The organism is Paenibacillus tritici (assembly GCF_018207515.1).
GTDB classification, from domain to species: domain Bacteria; phylum Bacillota; class Bacilli; order Paenibacillales; family Paenibacillaceae; genus Paenibacillus_AQ; species Paenibacillus_AQ tritici.
This window is the reverse complement of record NZ_CP073365.1, coordinates 157,106-179,452: the sequence shown is the minus strand read 5'-3', so window position 1 is coordinate 179,452 and position 22,347 is coordinate 157,106. Positions and strand designations below refer to the sequence as shown.

The following is a 22,347-nucleotide window of genomic DNA, read 5'->3' as shown; positions in this document are numbered from 1 at the left end:
GCGAGAAATAGAAGGATACTTTATAGCGACAAGGCTATAAAGTCTTATATTTTTAGAAAGAGCGGAAACAGACTTTCCTTGTTTCCGCTCGATTGTCCTGCTTATATGAAGTCGGTCTTACTTAGCCAGCTTAGCGAATTTCTCCAAAGTACGAACGAGCTGTGCAGTGTAGGACATTTCATTGTCATACCAAGCAACGGTTTTAACCAGTTGTTTGTCGCCAACAGTCAGAACTTTAGTCTGCGTAGCATCGAACAGGGAACCGAAAGTCATACCCTTGATGTCGGAAGATACGATTTCATCTTCAGTGTAGCCGTAAGTTTCAGGATCGGAAGCTTCCTTCATGGCTGCATTGATTTCTTCAACAGTTACGCTCTTATCCAGAACAGTAACCAGCTCAGTCAGGGAACCAGTAGCTACAGGCACACGTTGTGCTGCACCGTCAAGTTTGCCCTTCAGTTCTGGAATAACCAGGCCGATTGCTTTTGCAGCACCGGTAGTGTTAGGGATGATGTTCTCAGCAGCAGCGCGGGCGCGTCTGAAGTCGCCTTTTGCGTGTGGAGCATCAAGAGTATTCTGGTCACCTGTGTAAGCGTGGATCGTAGTCATCAGGCCTTCGATGATACCGAATTTGTCGTTCAGAACCTTAGCCATTGGAGCCAGGCAGTTCGTTGTGCAAGATGCGCCGGAGATTACTGTTTCGGAACCGTCAAGGATGTCATCGTTAACGTTGTAAACAACAGTCTTCATGTCGCCTGTAGCTGGAGCGGAGATAACAACCTTCTTGGCTCCGCCTTTAAGGTGTTTCTCAGCAGCTTCTTTAGTTGTGAAGAAACCAGTACATTCCAGAACGATATCTACGCCAAGCTCTCCCCAAGGAAGTTCTTCAGGGTTGCGGTTAGCCAGTACCTTAACATCTTTGCCGTTAACTTTGAAGAAGCCGTCATGCACTTCAACATCGCCTTGGAATTTACCTTGAGTTGTATCATATTTAAGCAAATGAGCAAGCATCTTAGCGTCAGTCAAGTCATTGATCGCTACCACTTCGATACCTTCTACATTTTGAATACGGCGGAATGCAAGGCGTCCAATACGTCCAAAACCGTTAATACCAACTTTTACACTCATTGAATAGTTCCTCCTAGATTTCGTTTTATTTATTCAAGACAGGCCGTGAGGCTCGTCAAGACAACAAGGTTAAGTATAATGCATAATAAGTCTGTGCGCGTCCCATTTAATGGAATCTATAGGACTTCATGCAACTGTTTGTCGATTTCTTTGCCGATTTCGACAGCAGCCGCCTCGTCAATTACGAGAATATCCTCTTGCCCGAACCGCAGCATCGCATGAATGGCCTTAGCCTTGCGTTTGCCTCCGGCAATACCGATAACGACCTCCGTACGGATAATGTCTTCCAGGCGCAGCCCCATGGTCAGCATCGTATGAACCACTTCGCCATTCTCATTGAAATAGTACCCGAAGGACTCGGCTACGGCCCCTTCGCTCTGAATCTCTGAAATGGTGCTTGAGTCCAGCTTGCGCCTGTGGGTCATCTCAATGGCATCGCCGATTCCATGTACAATGATACGCGATCTGCGGATGATTTGTACAATCTCTCCAATATTGGAGTCCAGTGCAAGCGACTGATAGGCATCGCCGCTAAGCAGGTCGGGCACATGCAGCAGACGGTAATTGGCGCCAATCCGCTTAGCCATAGTTGAGGCAATAGTGTTCGCCTGTATTTCCATGCTTTCTCCCAGTCCTCCGCGCGCCGGAACTACCCAGGCGTTCTTATAGGAATGGGATAACGGCGGGTTCAGCTGATCGGCCATCTCGGCCAGTGTTGATCCGCCGGTGACGGCAATCGTATCGTCACTGCGCAGGACGCTGAGCAATGCCTTGGAGCCTGCGCGCCCCAATTCACGTTTGGTGAAGGGTGATGTCTCACAGTCACCTGGTACTACCACAACTTTGGCGAGACCGTACGTTGTACGAATTTTCTCTTCCAGATCATCCAGGCCGAAAAGGCTCTTGGCGACCGGCTCCAGCAGGTCAAGCAGTCTGCGACCGGCATCGCTAATGCGCATACCGACGCTCTCGATCTCAATGAGCCCTTGCGATTTCAGAAGATCCGTCTCGGCGCGCAGTACCCGCTCGGTCATATCAAGCGATGCGGCTAACGTCCTGCGCCCAATAATATCGGACAGCATGATCTGATGTAGAATCGTATACCGTCTCTTAAGGGTTTCCATGAGATCAGGCAGAAGCTGCTTTTGGATTTCCAATAGATTACGCATGCTTTCACTCCTGCAACTTCGTCTTTCTCTTTTCCCTTGTTCGTGGTCTCAAAATGTCCCGGGTTAACTTTTTAAGTCCCACCCATATTCTACCCAAAACTGACGCCAAGTGCAAGTGTTCCGAGACTATAATTCTCTTGCGCGTTTCATCTTATGCATCTGCTTGTCCATCTCTTAGCAGGATGGAGGCGTTCTTCCCGGTCTGTTTATGGAGGAAGTGAAAAACTATTTTGGGCAGATGTCTTTTACACATTGCTTTTATCCGATAAGTATATTATAATAATTTCTGTTGCGCCCGTGGTCCAATGGATATGACGTAGGCCTCCGAAGCCTGAGATCCAAGTTCGATTCTTGGCGGGCGCGCCATTATTTTCTTTTTTTGTACATAATTTAGCAACCGATACAATATATTTAACCAAAGAGCCCTTTTCGGGCTCTTTTTTTTGAAAGTAAGTTTGACTTTCTTTGACTTTTTGTTTGAATTTGTTTATCATGTGGTTAATACGGTAACAGTAAAAAATGAACACATTTGAAGCACCAATTTCAAGGAGGTTTTCCACGTGAGTTATATTCCTATGGTAGTAGAACAGAGCAACCGCGGTGAGCGCGCTTATGACATCTATTCCCGCCTGCTGAAGGACCGCATCATTTTCCTTGGAACGGAGGTTAATGACGTGGTAGCCAATTCCATCATCGCACAAATGCTCTTCCTGGCTGCCGAGGACCCGGATAAGGATATTCACCTGTATGTGAACAGCCCCGGCGGTTCCATCACAGCGGGTATGGCTATATTTGATACAATGCAGTACATCAAGCCGGATGTCTCCACCATCTGTGTAGGCATGGCCGCTTCCATGGGAGCCTTCCTGCTGAACGCCGGCGCCAAAGGCAAACGCTTCGCTTTGCCGAACAGCGAAATCATGATTCACCAGCCGCTCGGCGGTGCCCAGGGCCAGGCTTCGGATATCGAAATCCGTGCCCGCCGCATCATCAAGCTGCGTGAGAAGCTGAATCGTATTCTGTCCGAACGTACGGGCCAGCCGATTGAGAAGATCGAGAAGGATACCGACCGCGATTACTTCATGAGCGCTGCAGATGCTGCTGAATATGGCATTGTTGATAAAGTAATCGAGAAGACATTACCTACAGGCGTATAATTCTACTCGTACTCCATCAATAAACAAAGAGGCTGCTACAGACCATCCGGTCCGTGGCAGCCTCTTTATTATGCCTGTACAGCTTAAGCTTACCTCAGGTTCCCATATCCCAAGGCATCCAGCTTGACGGCGATTACCCGGTAGCCTCTGCCGTTCGGATGAATATGATCCAGGAACAGCAGGCCCCGCTCATTGCCGGCAAATTCATAATAAATCGAAGCAAACCGGGTGACATTGCTGCTATAGCCCGCTGCATAGCGGTTGAACTGCTGCACCCACTCTGTAGCTACATCCACCTGCGGATATGGATTATAGAGACCTACAATCCGAATAATATAGGGACTGCGTGTGCCTGCCTTTAGCTGTGACAGTATGCCCATAATTTCGCTGAAGTTACGTTTACAATCCCGGAGAGCCTTTTGCAGTATTGCTTGGAATTCCCACGGTCTGGGCCCGGCTGCCCGGGCAGCCTTAATCAGATCATTACCGCCGATCGACACGGTAATAATCTCCGCATCCTTAACCGCAGAACGAAAGACGGCAGAGTTCTTCAGCCGCTGCTTCAATCCTTCCGTGGTCAGACCGTTGATGCCAAGATTCGTCGATACCACCGGAGAACGCAGCCTCCCCTCCGCCATCCGGCGATAGACCGGTACGAAGCCGCTTCCGGGGAGCGCCCCGAATCCGGTTGTCAATGAATCTCCAATCGCTGTATATTGATAGACCATAACCTTCCCTCCCCGATATTAGCTGCTTGCCTTATTTAGCATATGACTATCCGGGTGAGGTGGTAACGGCGGGGCAGTCTTATTAGGCCGTGGGTGAAGGACCGTAAATAGAAGGATGCCCTTGCGTCTCCCGGAGGAGAGGCAAGGGCATCCTGGACCATCGAATTTATTATTTCAGCGCTGCGAACGGACTGCTTCCATCCGGCAGCAATTCCTTGAAGCCGAAGGTGAATTCCGGGAAGCCTGCGGCATATGCAGTGTATTCGTATAACTGGAAGAAGAGAACCGCTTTGCCGTCTTTTAGATAGAAGTACTTCTCGGTATTCAGGCCGTTGAACCCGCCCAGATATCCTCCGTTAGCTTTGATCTCTTTGGATAGCTTAGCGTTAAGCTGTTTTTTGTAATTGGGGTTAGCACCGAACAGGTCACCCAGCAGCAGACGTTTCCCGTCTTTGAGCGAGAAGGTGAATGCATTGCGGTAAGTCATCCCATGAGCACCGCCGGTATACCCATATTGATTAGTGATCAGGCTGAGCACGCCATCCTGGTTATACGTGATCACATAACCGCCTTCGAATTCATACGGCCGGTCATCCTTCGACCGCTTGGAGATTTGATCTTCAGCATCCTTCGCATAGTTCAGAACAGTCTGCTTGATCAGATCATTGATCGCCTTCTCAGCCCCGGCGTTCGCCAGACCGCTAACCTGCGGATAATCCAGCTTGATTGGCGCATCCTTATAGTCCTTCGTATAGCTCGCTGTCTTGATCGTTATGGCATTCTGTGTTTTTTTCACTACATTCAGCCGTCCTGTAGCTGCGCTCCAGTCCCCTTTATAGCCCATGTAATCACTTAACAGTTCGAAGGGCACATAGAGCCGGTTATTCAGTTGTTTGCCCTGATATTCGCCGATATAATAGTTGTTCACACTGATCATAATGCCGTAATCCATGTTCGCCAGCTTCAATTGCCCAGTACCTGTTCCTATGGAGTAAGTCTTCTCCGCTTTATCATAGGATAGCGGCATTCCCAGCGCATCGCGCATAAAGGTTACCGGAATCCATACTTTTCCATCCTGAACAATTCCGGTCTGCGTTGCAGCCTTACCGTTCACCTTCAATACTACTGAAGAGGAGTTGGCCTTGACCTGTGCGGCCGCCGGAGCAGCCTGAGTAATACCTGCAGGGAATATCCCTGTGCCGCCTAGCAGCATTCCTGTTGCGAGAATCCCTGCGCCCCATCTACGGGCCTGTGTCTTAAGCATCTTATTATTCATTGTTTGGTTCCCCTTCCGCTGTGTGATGATTTAACCTGATGTATTACCTCAGCTTCACTCTACCTATTATAGTAAAGGTAAGAGCACCGGATGTTACAATGCACCTTACAGTTTCTTTAATTTTGAAGAGTCTTTCTTAAGATACTGTTACTTCTATCCAGTTGAAACGGCTTTGCATCCTGTAAAAAAGGCGCCTCCCCTGCCATAATCAGCAGAGCAAGCGCCTCTTGCGGAACCTTTTATTTCAATTCATAAGTTACGTTCAGTAGAGTGGTAACCTTCACTTCTCCGGGTTCAACGGAGCTGCCGGCCGCGCTATCCATTGATGCTTTTTGCATGGCCGCTTCAGCGTAGACCACCGGGTGGTTCCCGTCATCGTTCTGAATGACCGTGACGACCTGGCCGAGTCCGCGTTTGGCTGCTTTGGCAATCGCTGCTGCTTTTACATCTGCATTCTGCATTGCTTTGTCAATGACCTGTGCTTCAAACGCCGATGGATCTTCAATGGCAAAACGCACATTGCCGATGTTGTTCGCTCCTGCCGTAGAAGCGGCATCCAGCAATTGTCCGACCTTCGTCAGATCACGGTAGGATACCTGAAGGGTGTGCTGGGCATTATATCCCTTCACCTTCTGGCCGTCCTTCTCCGTATAAGTGTAGTTAGGCTGTACGTTGAACTGGGTACTCTGAATGTCTTTGTCCGCAACGCCCCAAGTGGTCTTGAACAGTGCCGTCAGCTTCGCAATCTTGCCCGCTGTGCCTTTTTGCGCCTCTTGCGCAGTATCAGCTGTCGTACTCACCCCGATGGAGAGATAAGCGATGTCCGGTTTGATCGAAAGCTCGCCTTTGCCTACCACATTCACAATATTCTTCTGCACTTCGTCGGCGTAAGCCGTCTGAGGCCCCTTGAACCCTTCGCTCAATCCCATTCCCCCAATCATCAGGCTTCCTGCCAGCAATACCGCTCCAATAGATTTACCCCATCTGTTCATGCTTGCCATCCCCTTTCGGTTCGTTTAAGTGTTAGTACCCTCTAGACGGGCCAGCTTGGTAAAAGTTGCATGAGGAATGTACGTTATCCATAATTTATTTGGTGCTGACCCAGAAACGCCGGATGACATTTCCATCTTCCTCTATGTATCCGCTATCCTCTATTCCGCCGTTCTTACGGATGGTCCGTTCTGATGCGGTGTTGACGGCGTCACAGACGACGAGTGCCTGCTCTATCCCCAGCTCACTGGCTCTCAGGAGCGCCTGCTTCAGAAGTTCTGTGGCATACCCTTGTCTGCGCGCGGAAGGTACCACCCCATAGCCAATATGCCCGCCCGTATGGAGTAATGTATCGGTCAGCCGATGTCTTATATTCACAGCACCCACTATCCGCTTATCCAGGGTCACCAGCCAGAAGGTCGAACTGCTCACCCACCCTTCTGGTATACCCGCACCACTGGCATATTCACGCAGAGACTGAACCATACCGGCAAAGTCCGCAGGATCGAGCGCAATGACCCAGGGAACGAAGGATTCTCCGCTGGCCTTCCACTCTTCATAAAATACCATATAAGCCTCTCTAAGCGTTTCTGTAGGCTCTACTAAGGTTACCTTACTGCCTTGGTTCTGCATCTGTGGTCCTCCCTTATCCTGATATGAATATGAAAAAAAGCCCCTAAGGGCTTTCGGTAAGACATTGTGGATTTATTGGTTCTCGAGTTCTTCCTTACTGACAAGACTTGTCAAAGCGGTTACAGCTTGTTCCGCATCTGCGCCGTCTGCGCTGATATAAATCTCCGTACCGGAACTGATCGCAAGGCTCATAATCCCCATGATGCTTTTGGCGTTCACTTTTTTATCGTCTTTTTCCACGAAAATCTCCGACGAAAACTTATTAGCTTCTTGCACAAACAATGCTGCCGGCCGAGCATGGAGCCCCGTCTTCAACCGAACAACTACCGGGTGCTTTGTCATGAAACGCTTACCCCCTATTTGAGATCTGCCCAAAAATTTCACATTAATTTTATAATATTATATCATTATAACGCATACCACACTAGAAAAAAAATAATCAGCCGCCACGGACCTTGTCCGCCAGCTCATCAATTTTGCGCAAGCGGTGGTTTACCCCTGACTTACTGACCGTACCGCCCAGCATATCCCCGACTTCCTTGAGGTTAATATCCGGGTGGGCCAGTCTGATTTCTGCAACCTCCCGCAGCTTATCCGGCAAGCTCTCCAGACCCACCTCGCGCTGCAGCAGCTTGATGTTCTCAATCTGCCTTACCGCCGCGCTGATCGTCTTGTTCAGATTTGCCGTTTCGCAATTCACAATCCGGTTGACCGAGTTGCGCATATCGCGCATGATCCGCACATCCTCGAATTTGAACAGCGCCTGATGGGCTCCAATCAAACTGAGGAACTCGATGATCTTCTCGCCTTCCTTGATGTATAGGATGAAGCCTTTTTTGCGTTCTATACAGCGGGCATTCAGGTGAAATTCACCAGCCAGCTCCACGAGCGCCTTGCAGTGCTCCTCATACATGGAAGCGATTTCCAAGTGGTACGAGGAGCCTTCCGGATTATTCACCGAACCGCCGGCCATGAAGGCCCCGCGCAGGTATGCACGCTTGCAGCAGTTCTTGCCGACAATCTCATCATCAATCCCGTCCGTGAAGATAAACCCTTCCGAGACAATCCGCAGATCCTTCAGGATCTCCTGGACCTGGTTCGGGATTCTTACAATATAGACGTTATTCTTCTTCAAACGCATTTTTTTACGCACGAGCAGCTCGATATGGACCTGGTAATATTTCTTAAGCAAAGAATATACCCGCCTTGCAATCGCGGCGTTCTCCGTCGAAATGTCGAGAACCACCTTTTTGCTCGAAAGCTGCACCGAACCATTCATTCGGATCAGCGCTGACATTTCTGCTTTCTCGCAGCAGGGCGGGCTCTCGACCATCGTCAGCTCTTTTTTGGTAAGGGCCGCAAAAGACAAGGGGCTCACCTCTTTCATGTTAACTCTTTCTGTTAATCCAATCCTGCACCAGCTGGAAAATATGATGACTCAGCTTATCTGTATCATGCCGCAAATAGGTTTTGAATAATACCAGTTTGTCAGCAATCACCTTATACCCGTTGCCGTCCACGGCCTCACGGTCGAGCTGCACTGGACGGGCGCCCTTCTCAGCATATTTGAGCTGAACCTGCTCCGGGATCTCTCCGTCATTCACGATCACATAATCGAACAGATGCAGCCCAATGTGGTCATATACCGCCTGAAGATGGTCATTAACTGTATAATTATCCGTTTCGCCCAGCTGGGTCATCACATTGCATACAAAAATCTTAATCGCCTCTGAAGCCACTACGGCCTCTGCCAGCTTCGGCACCAGCAGATTCGGCAGAATGCTGGTATACAGACTGCCCGGACCGAGCAGAATAGCATCTGCGTTGCGGATAGCCTCCAGTGCCTCTGGCAGCGGCTCGACATCCACAGGCTCCAGGAACACGCGCTTGATGACGCCACCCGCCTCCGGAATTTTGGATTCGCCGGTAATCAGCGTGCCGTCCGCCATCTCGGCATGCAGAATTACAGCCTCTCCAGCCGCAGGCAGCACCCGGCCGCGAACAGCGAAGAGCCGGCTGAGTTCCCGGACTGCCGTAACGAAATCCCCGGATATGTCGGTTAACGCAGCCAGAATCAGATTGCCCAGGCTGTGTCCGGCTAAGCCTTCTCCGCTGCTGAAGCGATACTTCATAATCTGCGCCATCAGGGGCTCAACGTCAGCCATAGCCGTAAGTACGTTGCGGATATCCCCGGGCGGCGGCATCTGCAGCTCACTGCGCAGAATGCCGGAGCTTCCCCCGTCATCTGCGACAGTTACGATCGCTGTAATATCCAGCGGCTTCTCCTTCAGCCCCCGGAGCATTACGGAGAGTCCGGTACCGCCGCCCATCACGACGATCTTCGGACGCTCTCCTTGTTCTTCAGCCACTATTCATCCCTTCTCTCATCAATGCCGGTCGCGTTCAGAATCCCGATGGCTGACTGCTACCGTTTCCGTCTCGCTAACCCCCAGCATTTTGCCCAGATATTCAGCAATCGCTACCGAACGATGTTTGCCGCCGGTACAGCCGATACCGATAATAATCTGCGATTTGCCTTCCTTGCGGTATTGCGGAATAAGGAACTGAAGCATGTCTAGCAGCTTGGTCAGAAAGGTCTGCGTTTCAGGCCATTTCATCACATAGTCGTACACCTCGTTGTCTTGGCCTGTCTTGGGCCGCAGCTGATCCACATAATGAGGATTAGGCAGGAAGCGGACATCGAACACCAGATCAGCATCAATCGGAATCCCATACTTGAACCCAAACGAAGTGATATTAACAGAGAGGGTGCTTTTCCCGAGGTGGGAGAACCGTGATACTATTTTTTCTTTGAGCTGTACCGGCTTCATGCTGCTAGTATCCAGGCACAGGGTAGCTGAATTCTTCAGCTCCTGCAGCATCTGGCGTTCGAGCCGGATACCGTCAAGCGGCATGCCTTTGGGAGCAAGCGGATGATGCCTCCGGCTCTCCTTGTACCGCTGTACAAGCACTGAATCTGTCGCATCCAGGAAAAGAATCTCAAAGCCGATCGTTGATTCGTCCTTGATGTAGGCCAGAGACTCCGACAGGGCGGTGAAGAATTCCCTGCCCCTGAGGTCGATTACCAGCGCTACCTTGGCGATTTTACCCTTTGACTGCTCAATCAGTTCAGCGAACTTCGGGATCAGTACAGGCGGAAGATTATCTACGCAGAAGAACCCGAGATCCTCCAGGCTCTGCACGGCAATCGTCTTGCCTGCACCCGACATGCCTGTAATGATAATCAGGGTGGCGTGACCGGGCAATGGTTGGTCGAGGTCGGTCATTACAGCATCCCTCCCTAAGATGAGTATATGAATAATTCCAGTCTTTTAAGAACGCAGCAATAGTCCTGCCGCACCAATAATACCGGCATCGTTGCCAAGCTCTGCTGGCACAATGGTCACACCGGTCTGCAGAGGTGCAGGTGCCAGCTTGGCGAATACCCGGCGGACTTCATCAAACAGAATATCGCCTGCCTTGGAGACCCCTCCGCCTACAATGAATACTTCCGGGTTCAGGACGGCGGCTACCGATGCCATGGATTTGCCCAGGTAGAAGGCGGCCCGGTTCACAATACGCAGCGCAGCTTCATCGCCTGCCTTCGCAGCATCAAATACTTCCTTCGCCGCAATCTTCTCTACGGTAGACAGGGAGGTCCGGTCTCCACGGGCTACTGCATCATTGGCCATGCGGATAATGCCTGTAGCTGAGGAAACGGTTTCCAAACAGCCCATGTTCCCGCAGCCGCACTGGATCGCTTCCAGATCAGGAACGACTGAGATATGACCCAGCTCTCCGGCCAGACCGGCAAAGCCTTGATACACCTTACCATTAATAATAATACCCCCGCCGACACCTGTGCCGAGCGTATAGCAGACACAATTCTCAATGCCGCGTCCCGCGCCGCTCCAGGCTTCGCCCAGTGCAGCCACGTTGGCGTCATTGTCTATTTTGACTGGCTTGTTCAGACGACCCTCCAGAATGGAACGGATCGGCACATCTCTAAATCCTATGTTGGGCGCAAGGATGATGATGCCTTCACGAATATTCGTAAATCCGGCGAGTCCGGCTCCCACACCGGCCAGCTGGTCCCAGGAATACGGAGAGTCTTCAACAATCTGGCGTACATACTTCTCGATATTGTCGATGACAGCCTCAGCGCCATCTGCAGTCCCCGTTGGGCCCTCGTAGGTGTGCAGCAGGCTTCCCTCGGCACTGCAGATTCCAACCTTAATCGTGGTACCACCTAAATCCACGCCAACGTAGATATTTTCAGACATGTAACAAGCCACCTTTTTCTATGCTAAAATAGTTAATCCTACGTACCCACTATAATAGAAGCCTTCCCTGCGGTCAAGGAAAGGCGATACACCCGGGGCAATGGGCTGCGCAGCAGCAAAAAGACTTTCTCGCCGGGCAGGCAAGAAAGTCCGAAATGTATCTTCTATTTTAATGTAAGGAATCGGTCATATCTTCTATTCCGACAAAATCCGTTTTTGACCCTCAAGTGCCCGGATCGGTGCGATGTTCTGCGTGAATTCCAGCGTACCCATATAACGGCCCGCCTCGTCGCGTACTGCGAAGTACCGGATGTAGATGAATTTATCCTTAATGTTAATCCAGAAATCCTCGGCATCCTTGACGCCAGCCTTGAAATCAGCCAGCAGCTTCTCCACGACATGCACACTCTGCGGCGGATGGCAATTCTGCACCGTGCGGCCGATCACGGCCTTCGTCCGGGCAAAAATCCGTTCCTTGCCATGCGAGAAATAGCGGACAACATCATTCTCGTCGATAAAGGTCAGGTCCACCGGCAAATGATTCATCAGCGTCTCGAGCTGGTGAAGCGACAACAGCCCGGTCTCAAACCGGATGAAGCCCTGCGGCGACAGGCCTTCCCCTGCTCCCTCCGCTTGCACATCGGCCCCTTCAGGCTCAGCCGCACGCTCCGGTATCCATTCCTGGTCCGGTGCAGCCAGGCAGAAGCCGATTTCATCGCTTTCGCGGGCAATTTTGACCCACTCATCTTCAGTCAGCTTATCCAGCGCCATCGGCAGCAGAATGTTCTCTTCCTTGAAGATCATCTCGTTGACTTCCTTAATGATCTCTTCGAGTGAAGCAGCAATCTGCTCCGTGTCCCCGTTATAGGCGCTAAGTGTCTTCTTCGCTTCCTTGATCATATTGCGGATGCCGTCATCGACCCCCCACATCACCTTGGTCGGACCATAGATTCCGTACTTCTCCAGGTAAGGGAACAGCAGATTCTCCTTGCGGCTGTAGTGCTTGTCGAGATCGAGCAGCAGGCTCAGGTCCTCCAGCAGCTTGAATATAATCTCGTCACTGGCGTTCTTCTTGAACTTGTCAGCATGCAGCTCCAGCCGGAAGTTCACCAGCCGTTCAATCTCACGGTTCTCCAGCTTGAAGGTATGCACGGGATGGCCGGGCTGCTCCTCGGGCCTTACAGAACGGTGAATCTGTTCAATTGAGCCTTTGAATATGGCCGTATGCACGGAGCATAGGCGCTGTACTTCCTCTACCGGAATGCCCTCCTCGGTCATAAGGGAATGCTCCATGGCGGAGATTTCCTCCACAGTAACATCGCCTACCGCTTCCGCAAAACGCGCCTTAACCTCCTCAACGCTTTTGCCTGCATGCAGCTCCTTGATGATCTCTTTCAGCATAGCCTGGCGGCGCGTCTGTTCGGGCACATCTACCTCGCGGTTATTAATCAGCTCACTCATATGGATCTCTCCTTCTATTCTATAATCTCGAAGCCATGCTGCTGAAAGGCCAGCCGAACGGTTTCCAGCTCTATTTTCTTTAACTTTATTCCTTTGGATAATGTCATGAAACGTCCTGCGGTCTGCAGCATCCCAGGCTTCGTGATATCACGGAAACCGAGACCCACCATGATTTCCACCGCTTCCGGGTGCCTGGTTACCAGCTCAAAGATAGGTTCATCCAGCTTCAGCACTTTACTCATTCTGTTGTACACCTCACCAATGAGAATTCTTCTCAACAACAGCTTAGCATAGGGTACAGAGGTGGATTGTGATTGTAATCACTAAGCATAAGAAAAGCTGCCCTCACGCCTTTTTCAGCATGGGGACAGCAAGTAATAGTTCAGATTATAGGTATAGAAGACCAGCTATATTTACAGCGGTACACTCAAACTGGGGAATTACGGATATCATGCGAAATCCGCATGCTGCAGAACTTAGGGCCGCACATCGAGCAGAAATGCGCTTGCTTCGCACCCTCCGCAGGAAGGGTCTCATCATGATACTCCAGCGCCCTTTCCGGGTCCAGGGAGAGATGGAACTGGTCACGCCAGCGGAATTCGAACCGCGCCTTGGACAGCGCATTATCCCTGTCCTGTGCACCCGGATGTCCCTTGGCGAGGTCTGCGGCATGGGCGGCGATTTTGTAGGTAATGACTCCTTCGCGCACATCATTCTTGTTAGGCAACCCCAGATGCTCCTTCGGTGTTACGTAACATAGCATAGATGTCCCCAGCCAGCCGATCATCGCCGCCCCGATAGCTGAAGTGATATGATCATAACCGGGGGCAATATCGGTAGTCAGCGGGCCGAGAGTATAAAAGGGGGCTTCCCGGCAAATCTCGAGCTGCTTGTCCATATTCTCCTTAATCTGGTGCATCGGCACATGTCCCGGACCCTCAACCATGACCTGAACATCGTGCTTCCAGGCCAGCGCTGTCAGCTCTCCCAGCGTCTCCAGCTCAGCGAATTGAGCTTCGTCATTGGCATCTGCAATAGAACCCGGACGCAGTCCGTCCCCCAGGGAGAAGGCTACATCATACGTCTTCATAATCTCACATATCTCTTCAAAATGTGTGTACAGGAAGTTCTCCTGCTGATGGGCAAGGCACCACGCGGCCATAATCGAGCCGCCTCTGGATACGATGCCTGTCATTCTCCGGGCAGTCAGCGGAATATAGCGCTTCAGCACCCCGGCATGAATGGTGAAGTAATCCACTCCCTGCTCTGCCTGCTCAATCAGCGTGTCACGATAGAGCTCCCAGGTTAAATCCTCCGCTATACCGTTCACCTTCTCGAGCGCCTGGTATAAGGGCACTGTGCCGACAGGCACCGGAGAATTGCGGATAATCCATTCGCGGGTGGTATGAATTGCAGCTCCGGTGGAGAGGTCCATAATTGTATCAGCCCCCCAACGGGTCGCCCACCGCATCTTCTCCACCTCCTCTTCAATAGAAGAAGATACCGCAGAATTTCCGATGTTGGCATTGATCTTCACCAGGAAGTTGCGGCCAATAATCATCGGCTCGCTCTCCGGATGATTAATGTTGGCCGGAATGATGGCCCGGCCGGCGGCCACCTCGTCCCGTACGAATTCCGGCCGCATATTCTCACGGATCGCGATATACTCCATCTCCGGTGTAATCATCCCTTGCCGTGCATAATGCAGCTGGGTAACATTGCGGCCCGCCTGTGCCCGCAGCGGACTTCGCTGCAGTCCCGGAAAAGCTTCTGCGGGCGGCCCGCCCCTGCGGATTCCGTTATCCTCCGGCTGTACGGCTCTTCCGGTGTATTCCTCCGAATCGCCCCGCTCTGCAATCCAGCATAGACGGTGCGGCGGCAGTCCCCTCCGAATGTCGGTCTCCTCTGCAGCATCGGTGTAGATACCGCTTGTGTCATAGACACGCAGCGGTGCGTTCTCCTTATCCCCGGCAACGCCCTCTGTTCTGCTGAGAGTGATCTCCCGCATCGGAACCTGAATATCCGGGCGCGAGCCCTCTACATACACTTTACGGCTTGCCGGAAAACTGGAAAGGTCTACCTCGCCGTTCTTCACTATTTCTGTCACTCTAATCTCCTCCTCTTTGCTCTATGAGCTTGTCAGATAAGATTTCACGCAGCAGACTGAGCCGAAGAATCCATGAATTCCCGCACGTCAAAAAGCCGCTCCACCTGGAGCGGCTTTATTAAAGGAACAGCCAAATAAGACTGTATTCAAAAAAGGTCCGACTCCACTTTCCTACGCTGGTATGATCCAGATCAGGTTCAAGGGTCCGGAAATTCAATTTTCCCGTCTCAGCCTATTCAGGCTCCCCTAGTGGGTATCTTATCTAATTAATTACATTTTACTGGTATAGGTATTTCTTGTAAACCCATAATTGTTACCCGGAACCTTCTCCGGTTATTTATCCAGCGATTCGCTCCAGTCATGCACCATCGTGCCTTCCAGGAACTTCTCGGCGTCCATTGCCGCCATACAGCCGGTTCCCGCTGCCGATATAGCCTGACGGTAACGTGTATCCTGCACATCGCCGCAGGCGAATACGCCGGGAATATTCGTCTCGGTAGTACCCGGATTGACCACGATATAACCACTCTCATCCGTGTTAATCTGGCCGCCCAAGAACGCTGTGTTAGGAGTATGTCCAATCGCCACAAAGACACCATCTGCCTCCACCAGCTCTGTCAGTCCGGTCTCATTATTAAGCACCGTGATGCCCTTCACACCGGTGTCCCCGACGGTAACTTCAACCGGGGTACGGTTCAGGGCCCAGGATACCTTGCTGTTATCGCGCGCGCGGTCCTGCATGATCTTCGAAGCCCGAAGCTCCGGACGGCGGTGAACCAGCGTTACGCTGGACGCGAAGCGGGTCAGGAAGCTGGCTTCCTCCATGGCAGAGTCCCCGCCGCCGACCACGACAATCTTTTTGCCCCGGAAAAAGAAGCCGTCACAGGTCGCACAGGTACTAACCCCGCGCCCCACATTCTCCTGCTCGCCCGGGATTCCCAGATATCTTGCAGAGGCTCCGGTTGAAATAATGACCGACTCTGCTTCGAGCACACCCATTCCGTCTACGGTAACCTTGAACGGACGCTGCGAGAAATCAACGGATTCCACCCAGCCATTCTTGAATTCAGCGCCGAAGCGTTCAGCCTGCTTACGCATATTGTCCATCAGATCCGGACCCAGAATTCCTTCAGGGAAGCCTGGAAAGTTCTCCACTTCTGTTGTCGTTGTCAGCTGTCCTCCCGGCTGCAAGCCTTCAATCACCAGCGGGCTCAGGTTCGCACGCGCCAGGTAAATCGCAGCAGTCAGCCCGGCCGGGCCTGTTCCGATTACAATTGTTTTGTACATTGCTTTGGCCTCCTTACAAGTAGGTTTGTATTTAGAAGTAGTGGTTCAAATACGGGTAGTGGACGGCGATAAGCCGTCCGTTCCCGGCAGCATCCCCCGGACATCACATTCGCTGTCGATCCGCCGCGCATAACGGCTAACCATGGAGACGGACACCCCGTAACGCTGGGCCACCTCGCGGAATGTAACCGGCTGTCCATGCAGCCGTGCCGTCAGATACTCCAGGGCTGCGCACCAGCCGCCGTCATTGCGGAATAACGGAACATCCGGGTACAGGCTGCCGATGAACTGCTTCCAGATAAACTCGGCATCCTTCTTCTGGACAGCATCATATCTGCGGTCCATCATCGCTGCCGTATGATCCATAATCCGCTGCCAGTCCTCTCTCCATTCAGGCGTTCCCTTGGGGCTGGACAGAGCCGCCAGCTCCTGTTCTTCGCCGGATGGGCCAGCTTCATCCAGGTGATCTCCGATCAGCCGCTGAAGGCTGAACAGCGCTGCCTCCTGCAGGCGGTCCTCCTGAAGCGGCTCCTGCTCCAGCACGCCGCGCAGTACCTCGGACATCTCCTCATCCTCAATCCAGCGGAGAGCTTCGGTCACCTGAAGCTTCGTGGCAGAATCGCCGTAGCGCAGCGCCCAGAAGAACGACGCGCGCAGCAGCGGATTACTCCGTACCTCTTCCGTGAATTTGCCCGTATTGTCCTTCCACTGCTTAAGCTGCTCCTGGAAGGGTAACTGGTAATTGTAGCTGATAGATGGCATAGAGCGCTCTTCCGCCCTGGCCTGCTGAAGCTGGGACAGGAAGAAGGCCGGCACAGCAGAATCAGGGTCCAGCTTCGCGGCCTGTCTCCAGCAGCGCTGAGCTTCACTGTACAGGCCGCTATTGCTTGCCGCCACCGCGCAGTAATGATACAGGCCGGCGTCTCCGGCGACCTCCTCATCCTTCAGCAGACGGCGAAAATGGCTGTACGCCGCAGTGTGGCGGCCCAGGATACCCATGGTTGTGGCCATTTTGAACACATGCTCCTGATGAAACGGCACGGTTGCTTCTAGCATACCCAGCAGAGTCCCAAGCTGCTCCTTGTCCCCTGCATACTGCATGAAAATAGCCATATTGCAGAGTGCATGAAGGTTACCGGGGTCCTGCTTCAGCACCTCATCCAGACATTCCTTCGCCTTGGCGAACCGGCCCATATAGAAATTGGCCAGTGCCAGGTTATTGTGCGCAGCCAGAAAGTCCGGGGTGTTCGTGGTGATCTCCTGCAGAAGCTCTACAGCCTGCGGGAACTTCCCCTCCTCCAGCAGCGTCCGGGCCCGGTCATGCTCGATCACACCCTCACGGCTGCGGATACGCACCAGCGGAGCGGGACGGTTCAGCTCATATTGCAGCAGCTCCATCAATTCTTCGGATTCAGCCATGAACTCACCGCTGGCATCCTCCTCCAGATAAGTGACCAGCGCACGCTCCGCCTCTTCAAAGCTTTCCATATTGGCGAAGTTATTAGCCATATAGAAGTGACATTCTGTCATTCCCGGATCAATCTTCTCAAGGACATGGATGAGAATCTCATTGGATGCCGTGTAATCGCCCATCTCAGATAATATACCCGCCATGTTGCAATGATTCACCGGATTATCCGGCTCATATTCAACAGCTTTGCGAAAATTCTTCAATGCCTTATCATATTGAAAGCGGTCCAGCGACCGAACGGCTCTTTCAAAGAAAAAATTGGCATCCAGAGTGACCGGAATGACGTTACTAATTTCCGCGACATTCTCTGAAGTTCTCTCAATCATGGAAGCAAGGCACCTCCCTTTTATCAGCTTCCTAAGCCTCATGAAAAATAGGAGAGCGGCGTCATAAGAACCACCTGTCCTCCCTACTTAAGCAACCTTTTCGTTTCCATTTCTGGTCCCGGCTGTCTTCTTCACACAGTATACCACATGTGGCAGTCAGATTCTCAATCTCAACGCTCTTCACAACAGGCTAAGATCAACATGGCAAGGCGGTAAAAAAAAGACGCAGGCGCTAAATCCCTGCATCTCTGAACAGCTTATCTATGGAACCGCCTTCGATGATGATACGCGTGGCCTCTGCCAGCATAGGAGCTACCGAGAGTACTGCGAATCTGCTGGAATGCTCATCCGGCAGTGCAATCGAATCGGTGACCACAATCTCGTCGATATTGGGGTGGTCCATCCGCTCCAGCGCATCTCCGGAGAACAGTCCGTGTGTAGCACAGACGATGCTGTTCCGGGCGCCCCGTTCCTTCAGGCCCTCCACCACATTGACGATGGTCGTTCCGGTATCAATCAGATCCTCTATGATGATCGGCGTTCTGCCTTCAACATCCCCGATGACATGCGTAATTACCGATTCATTATGGGCCGGACGTTTCTTGATCATGATCGCAAACGGCGAATCCAGCCGGCTGGCCAGCTTCTCCGCCATGGAGGCGCGTCCCGCATCCGGCGATACCACGACCAGATCAGTAAGACCCTTCACCTTCAAATAACCGCTGATCAGATCGAGCGCTGTCAGATGGTCCACCGGGATATTGAAGAATCCCTGAATAGCTGCGGCATGCAGATCAATGGTAATTACGCGGGTCGCCCCTGCTGTGGTCAGCACATCGGCAACCATTTTGGCCGAGATCGGCTCACGCGGTGCGGATTTGCGTTCCTGCCGGGCATACCCGTAATAAGGGACGATAATGTTCACTGTTCTTGCCGATGCACGTTTGGCTGCATCAATCATGACCAGCAGCTCTACAAACAGCTCGTTAATCGGATGAGCCAGGGATTGCACCAAAAATACGTCGCAGTTCCGGATGCTCTCTTCATAATGCACATAAATCTCGCCGCTTTTGAAACGTGTCAGCTTGATCAGGCCAAGCGGTGCACCAAGGCGCTCCGCGATGTCAGCGGCCAGCTTCGGATTCGACGAACCGGAAAAAATCCGTAATTGATGATGCATAGTACCCTCCTGGGATTATAATTTATATTTCAAACGGGACAAGTGTACGGCGGCGCCCTTCGAATACTGCCAGTTCACGGAAGCCTGTATGCCAGAGCAATTGCCGGGCCTCTGTTAAGCCGTCTCCCAGCTTCATGGGATCATGCGCGTCGGAGCCTACAGTGAGCGGAATACCCAGCGCAAGCGCCTGAGCAATCACATGCTCCGCCGGGAACATCTCGGCGCAGGGTTTGGTCAGTCCGGAAGCATTCAGCTCCATCGCGATTCCGCTGCCTGCAATCACCTTCAGTGTCTCCAGCTCAAGCATCCTGACCTCTGCGGTGTCCTCTGGCGTCTGCGGTCCGTAACCGAACCGTTTAATGACATCCATATGTCCTATAATATCATATAATCCCGATAACGCCGACTTCTGCACAGCATCATAATAACGGCGGTATACGCTCATTACATCCTGGCCTTCCCAGCCCTGAGTCTGCCGGTGGTCTGTAATATCCCACTCCCCGAGGAAATGCACCGACCCGATCAGATAGTCCCAGGGATACGGCGCTAAAAGCTCGCGGATCTGCTCCTCGTATCCCTCGATATAATCGGCTTCAAGCCCTACCCGCATCTCAATCGTTCCACGGTAGCGCTCCTTCAGCGTAAGGCACTCCTCCACATAATACGGAAGCTCGGCGAGCGGCATCGCCATCTCGGGATAATACTGCTCCGGATCTACATGGATCAGCGGCAGATGGTCCGACAGCCCAAGCTGCTGGAGCCCCAGCGCGATTCCGCGCTGGACATACTCTTCAAGCTTCCCCACGGCATGACCGCAGCGCTCATGGTGGGTATGGTAATCAATAAGCATCCTGAAGCGCCCCTCCTAGTCCCGCCGAGGCCGTTCATGGCGGGCGCTCAGCTCTTCCAGAATCTCATCCAGCGGAAGCTTGCGTTCCTGCAGCAGTACGAGTAAGTGGTAGATCAGATCGCTGACTTCCAGGCGCAGCTCGGCATTATCTTTATTTTTGGCGGCGATGATTGTCTCAGAGGCTTCCTCACCGACCTTCTTCAGGATCTTATCCACGCCCTTGTCGAACAGATACGTAGTATACGCCCCCTCCGGACGGTTCACTTCGCGCTCGGCAATCACCCGCTCCAGCTCACCCAGTACCGCAAACCGGCCGCTCTCTGCATCAGCAGTGTTAACGGCAGCCTCAGCAGCTTCAACAGTTGCCGGTGAATCGAGCGGAATCTCCCGGAAGAAGCAGCTGTTCTCCCCGGTATGGCAGGCCGGGCCTTCCGGCACCACCTTCACCAGCAGCGTATCGCTGTCACAATCGTAATGGATCGAGGTGATAGCCTGCGTATTGCCCGACGTTCCGCCCTTGTGCCACAGCTCGCTGCGCGAACGGCTCCAGAACCAGGTCTGGCCGCTGGTAAGCGACAGGCGCAGCGACTCCGGGTTCATATAGGCGAACATTAATACCTCAAGGGTACGCGCATCCTGAACTACAGCAGGCAGCAGGCCCGATTCATTCCAGCGGATGCCCGCTACCGCATTGTCCTGGTTCAGTGCTATATCCTTCTTGTCCTCGCTCATCGGATCTCTACCCCTCTTTGCTTCAGATCAGCCTTCAGATCATGAATAGCAATCTCTTTATAGTGAAAAATCGTTGCCGCAAGGCCCGCATCCGCTTTGCCTTCGGTAAACACATCATAGAAATGTTCAATTCTCCCTGCACCGCCGGAAGCAATCACAGGAATGCTCAGCAGATCACAGACCGCCGCCGTCAGCTTCAGATCGAAGCCGTCCTTGGTACCGTCGGCATCCATGCTCGTAAGCAGAATCTCGCCGGCACCCAGCCGCTCGGCCTCCTTCGCCCAGGTCAATGCCCGGATACCGGTTGGCTTACGTCCGCCATGCGTGTACACTTCCCATTCGCCCCAAGCCTCATTATATTTGGCGTCCATTGCCAGCACAATACACTGGGAGCCGAAGTGGCGGGCCCCCTCCAGAATAAGCTGGGGGTTATTGACGGCTGCCGTATTAATGCCGATTTTGTCCGCCCCGGCGCGCAGAATCCGCTTCATATCCTCCGGAGTGGAGATCCCCCCGCCCACTGTGAAGGGAATGGCAATCTCCCCGGCTGTCTGCCGGACCACTTCGATCATGGTTGCCCGGCCTTCCACAGAAGCGGATATATCCAGAAATACCAGCTCATCCGCCCCCTCGCGGTCATACAGCGCCGCCAGCTCCACCGGATCTCCGGCATCGCGCAGATTTACAAAATTCACGCCTTTTACCACACGCCCGTCCTTCACATCCAGACAGGGGATAATCCGTTTAGCCAACATTCCAAGACCCCTCCTTAGTATAGGCTTACCGCAATCCGGAGGACTGGCCCAAGGCCTGTAGCGCTTCCGCCAAATCAATATTACCGGTATACAGCGCCTTGCCGACAATAGCTCCGCCGATTCCGCTGCCGCTGTGTTCGTTCAGGCGCTGCAGATCCTCAAGACTCGTCACACCGCCGGAGGCGATGACCGTTCTACCGCTCGCCCCGGCCATAGACAGAATCCCTTCCACGTTCGGCCCCTGCATCATCCCGTCACGGGAGATATCGGTGTAGATGAAGGTCTCTGCGCCTTTGGCGGCCAACTCTTTGGCCAGATCCTCCGCGCGGACCTCAGAGGTATTAAGCCATCCGTGCGTAGCTACGTAGCCGTTCCGTGCGTCAATGCCAATGGCCACCTTATCGCCATACTTGGCAAGTACAGCTTCGGTAAAAGCATGATCATTGATCGCCGCCGTTCCGATAATCACCCGGCTGATGCCAAGACCCAGCAGCTTCTCCACATCGGCAAGCGTGCGGAGACCGCCGCCGACCTGCACAGGAACATTCGCATTGCGGGCAATGGCTCCGATGATGGCGTCATTGACCGGATGCCCGGCTTTGGCTCCATCCAGATCTACCAGGTGGATATACCGTCCACCCTGCTCCTCCCACGATTTTGCCACCTTCACCGGGCTGTCGTTGTAGATGGTCTCCTGAGCGTAATCGCCCTGCTGTAACCGGACACACTTCCCGTCCCGGATATCAATGGCCGGATATATGATAAAAGAAGACATGAATACTCCCCGCTTTCATTGCAATATTGTTATTCTGGC

General features: G+C 52.6%; 22 protein-coding genes, 1 tRNA gene and 1 riboswitch. Of the genes, 2 read left to right on the top strand and 21 right to left on the bottom strand.

Features of this window, described 5'->3' with window-relative positions; genetic code table 11:
• Positions 1 to 117 precede the first annotated feature (117 nt).
• On the bottom strand, positions 118 to 1,128 hold the full coding sequence (gene gap, locus KDC22_RS00900) for a type I glyceraldehyde-3-phosphate dehydrogenase (protein WP_036690087.1): 1,011 nt from the start codon (positions 1,126 to 1,128) through the stop codon (positions 118 to 120).
• Between the two features lie 116 nt (positions 1,129 to 1,244).
• Positions 1,245 to 2,297, bottom strand: coding sequence for a sugar-binding transcriptional regulator (locus KDC22_RS00895; RefSeq protein ID WP_211721763.1), 1,053 nt, complete (start codon positions 2,295 to 2,297; stop codon positions 1,245 to 1,247).
• A 291-nt stretch (positions 2,298 to 2,588) separates the two neighbouring features.
• On the opposite strand from KDC22_RS00895, the gene KDC22_RS00890 reads away from it, so the two are divergent.
• Positions 2,589 to 2,663: transfer RNA gene (locus KDC22_RS00890), tRNA-Arg, on the top strand.
• Between the two features lie 194 nt (positions 2,664 to 2,857).
• A complete protein-coding gene (clpP, locus tag KDC22_RS00885) occupies positions 2,858 to 3,454 on the top strand; it encodes an ATP-dependent Clp endopeptidase proteolytic subunit ClpP (protein WP_042132753.1) in 597 nt (198 codons plus the stop codon).
• Positions 3,455 to 3,543: 89 nt separating this feature from the next.
• Here the strand turns inward: clpP and KDC22_RS00880 are convergent, their stop codons facing one another.
• From KDC22_RS00880 to hisA, 19 genes are all read right to left on the bottom strand, one after another.
• Complete coding sequence (locus tag KDC22_RS00880; RefSeq protein WP_211721762.1) at positions 3,544 to 4,182, bottom strand: GDSL-type esterase/lipase family protein; 639 nt, start codon at positions 4,180 to 4,182, stop codon at positions 3,544 to 3,546.
• A gap of 169 nt (positions 4,183 to 4,351) precedes the next feature.
• Positions 4,352 to 5,458, bottom strand: coding sequence for a PdaC/SigV domain-containing protein (locus KDC22_RS00875; protein ID WP_211721761.1), 1,107 nt, complete (start codon positions 5,456 to 5,458; stop codon positions 4,352 to 4,354).
• A 239-nt stretch (positions 5,459 to 5,697) separates the two neighbouring features.
• Complete coding sequence (locus KDC22_RS00870) at positions 5,698 to 6,450, bottom strand: SIMPL domain-containing protein (RefSeq protein WP_211721760.1); 753 nt, start codon at positions 6,448 to 6,450, stop codon at positions 5,698 to 5,700.
• 94 nt (positions 6,451 to 6,544) lie between these two features.
• Positions 6,545 to 7,081, bottom strand: coding sequence for a GNAT family N-acetyltransferase (locus KDC22_RS00865; protein WP_211721759.1), 537 nt, complete (start codon positions 7,079 to 7,081; stop codon positions 6,545 to 6,547).
• Between the two features lie 72 nt (positions 7,082 to 7,153).
• Positions 7,154 to 7,423 (bottom strand): HPr family phosphocarrier protein, encoded by a 270-nt coding sequence (locus KDC22_RS00860; RefSeq protein WP_036651317.1) that lies wholly within the window; start codon positions 7,421 to 7,423, stop codon positions 7,154 to 7,156.
• A gap of 97 nt (positions 7,424 to 7,520) precedes the next feature.
• Complete coding sequence (gene whiA / locus KDC22_RS00855) at positions 7,521 to 8,450, bottom strand: DNA-binding protein WhiA (protein WP_211723845.1); 930 nt, start codon at positions 8,448 to 8,450, stop codon at positions 7,521 to 7,523.
• Between the two features lie 19 nt (positions 8,451 to 8,469).
• Positions 8,470 to 9,411: a gluconeogenesis factor YvcK family protein gene (locus KDC22_RS00850; protein ID WP_211723844.1), complete on the bottom strand. Its 942-nt coding sequence runs from the start codon at positions 9,409 to 9,411 to the stop codon at positions 8,470 to 8,472.
• 57 nt (positions 9,412 to 9,468) lie between these two features.
• Positions 9,469 to 10,368, bottom strand: a complete 900-nt coding sequence (rapZ, locus tag KDC22_RS00845; RefSeq protein WP_211721758.1) for an RNase adapter RapZ — start codon at positions 10,366 to 10,368, stop codon at positions 9,469 to 9,471.
• Positions 10,369 to 10,413: 45 nt separating this feature from the next.
• On the bottom strand, positions 10,414 to 11,364 hold the full coding sequence (locus KDC22_RS00840) for an ROK family glucokinase (protein WP_173135679.1): 951 nt from the start codon (positions 11,362 to 11,364) through the stop codon (positions 10,414 to 10,416).
• Positions 11,365 to 11,559: 195 nt separating this feature from the next.
• On the bottom strand, positions 11,560 to 12,825 hold the full coding sequence (locus tag KDC22_RS00835) for a DUF438 domain-containing protein (protein WP_211721757.1): 1,266 nt from the start codon (positions 12,823 to 12,825) through the stop codon (positions 11,560 to 11,562).
• Between the two features lie 14 nt (positions 12,826 to 12,839).
• Positions 12,840 to 13,067 carry a DUF1858 domain-containing protein gene (locus KDC22_RS00830; RefSeq protein ID WP_211721756.1) on the bottom strand — a complete coding sequence of 76 codons (228 nt, stop codon included), beginning with the start codon at positions 13,065 to 13,067 and terminating at the stop codon, positions 12,840 to 12,842.
• A gap of 185 nt (positions 13,068 to 13,252) precedes the next feature.
• Positions 13,253 to 14,932, bottom strand: a complete 1,680-nt coding sequence (gene thiC, locus KDC22_RS00825; RefSeq protein ID WP_211721755.1) for a phosphomethylpyrimidine synthase ThiC — start codon at positions 14,930 to 14,932, stop codon at positions 13,253 to 13,255.
• Between the two features lie 151 nt (positions 14,933 to 15,083).
• Positions 15,084 to 15,190, bottom strand: a riboswitch (TPP riboswitch).
• A gap of 75 nt (positions 15,191 to 15,265) precedes the next feature.
• Positions 15,266 to 16,219, bottom strand: a complete 954-nt coding sequence (trxB, locus tag KDC22_RS00820; RefSeq protein ID WP_173135691.1) for a thioredoxin-disulfide reductase — start codon at positions 16,217 to 16,219, stop codon at positions 15,266 to 15,268.
• Positions 16,220 to 16,264: 45 nt separating this feature from the next.
• The gene (locus KDC22_RS00815; protein WP_173135694.1) at positions 16,265 to 18,016 is read right to left on the bottom strand and encodes a tetratricopeptide repeat protein; all 1,752 of its coding nucleotides are present in this window, start codon (positions 18,014 to 18,016) and stop codon (positions 16,265 to 16,267) included.
• A gap of 232 nt (positions 18,017 to 18,248) precedes the next feature.
• Entirely contained in the window at positions 18,249 to 19,196 is a 948-nt protein-coding gene (locus KDC22_RS00810; protein WP_173135697.1) for a ribose-phosphate diphosphokinase, read from the bottom strand.
• Between the two features lie 22 nt (positions 19,197 to 19,218).
• Positions 19,219 to 20,046 (bottom strand): histidinol-phosphatase HisJ, encoded by an 828-nt coding sequence (gene hisJ / locus KDC22_RS00805; protein ID WP_211721754.1) that lies wholly within the window; start codon positions 20,044 to 20,046, stop codon positions 19,219 to 19,221.
• Between the two features lie 15 nt (positions 20,047 to 20,061).
• Entirely contained in the window at positions 20,062 to 20,778 is a 717-nt protein-coding gene (hisIE, locus tag KDC22_RS00800) for a bifunctional phosphoribosyl-AMP cyclohydrolase/phosphoribosyl-ATP diphosphatase HisIE (protein WP_173135703.1), read from the bottom strand.
• Positions 20,775 to 21,533: an imidazole glycerol phosphate synthase subunit HisF gene (gene hisF / locus KDC22_RS00795; RefSeq protein WP_173135707.1), complete on the bottom strand. Its 759-nt coding sequence runs from the start codon at positions 21,531 to 21,533 to the stop codon at positions 20,775 to 20,777. The genes hisIE and hisF overlap by 4 nt, the downstream gene beginning before the upstream one ends.
• A 25-nt stretch (positions 21,534 to 21,558) precedes the next feature.
• Positions 21,559 to 22,308 (bottom strand): 1-(5-phosphoribosyl)-5-[(5-phosphoribosylamino)methylideneamino]imidazole-4-carboxamide isomerase, encoded by a 750-nt coding sequence (hisA, locus tag KDC22_RS00790; RefSeq protein ID WP_173135710.1) that lies wholly within the window; start codon positions 22,306 to 22,308, stop codon positions 21,559 to 21,561.
• Positions 22,309 to 22,347: the final 39 nt, after the last annotated feature.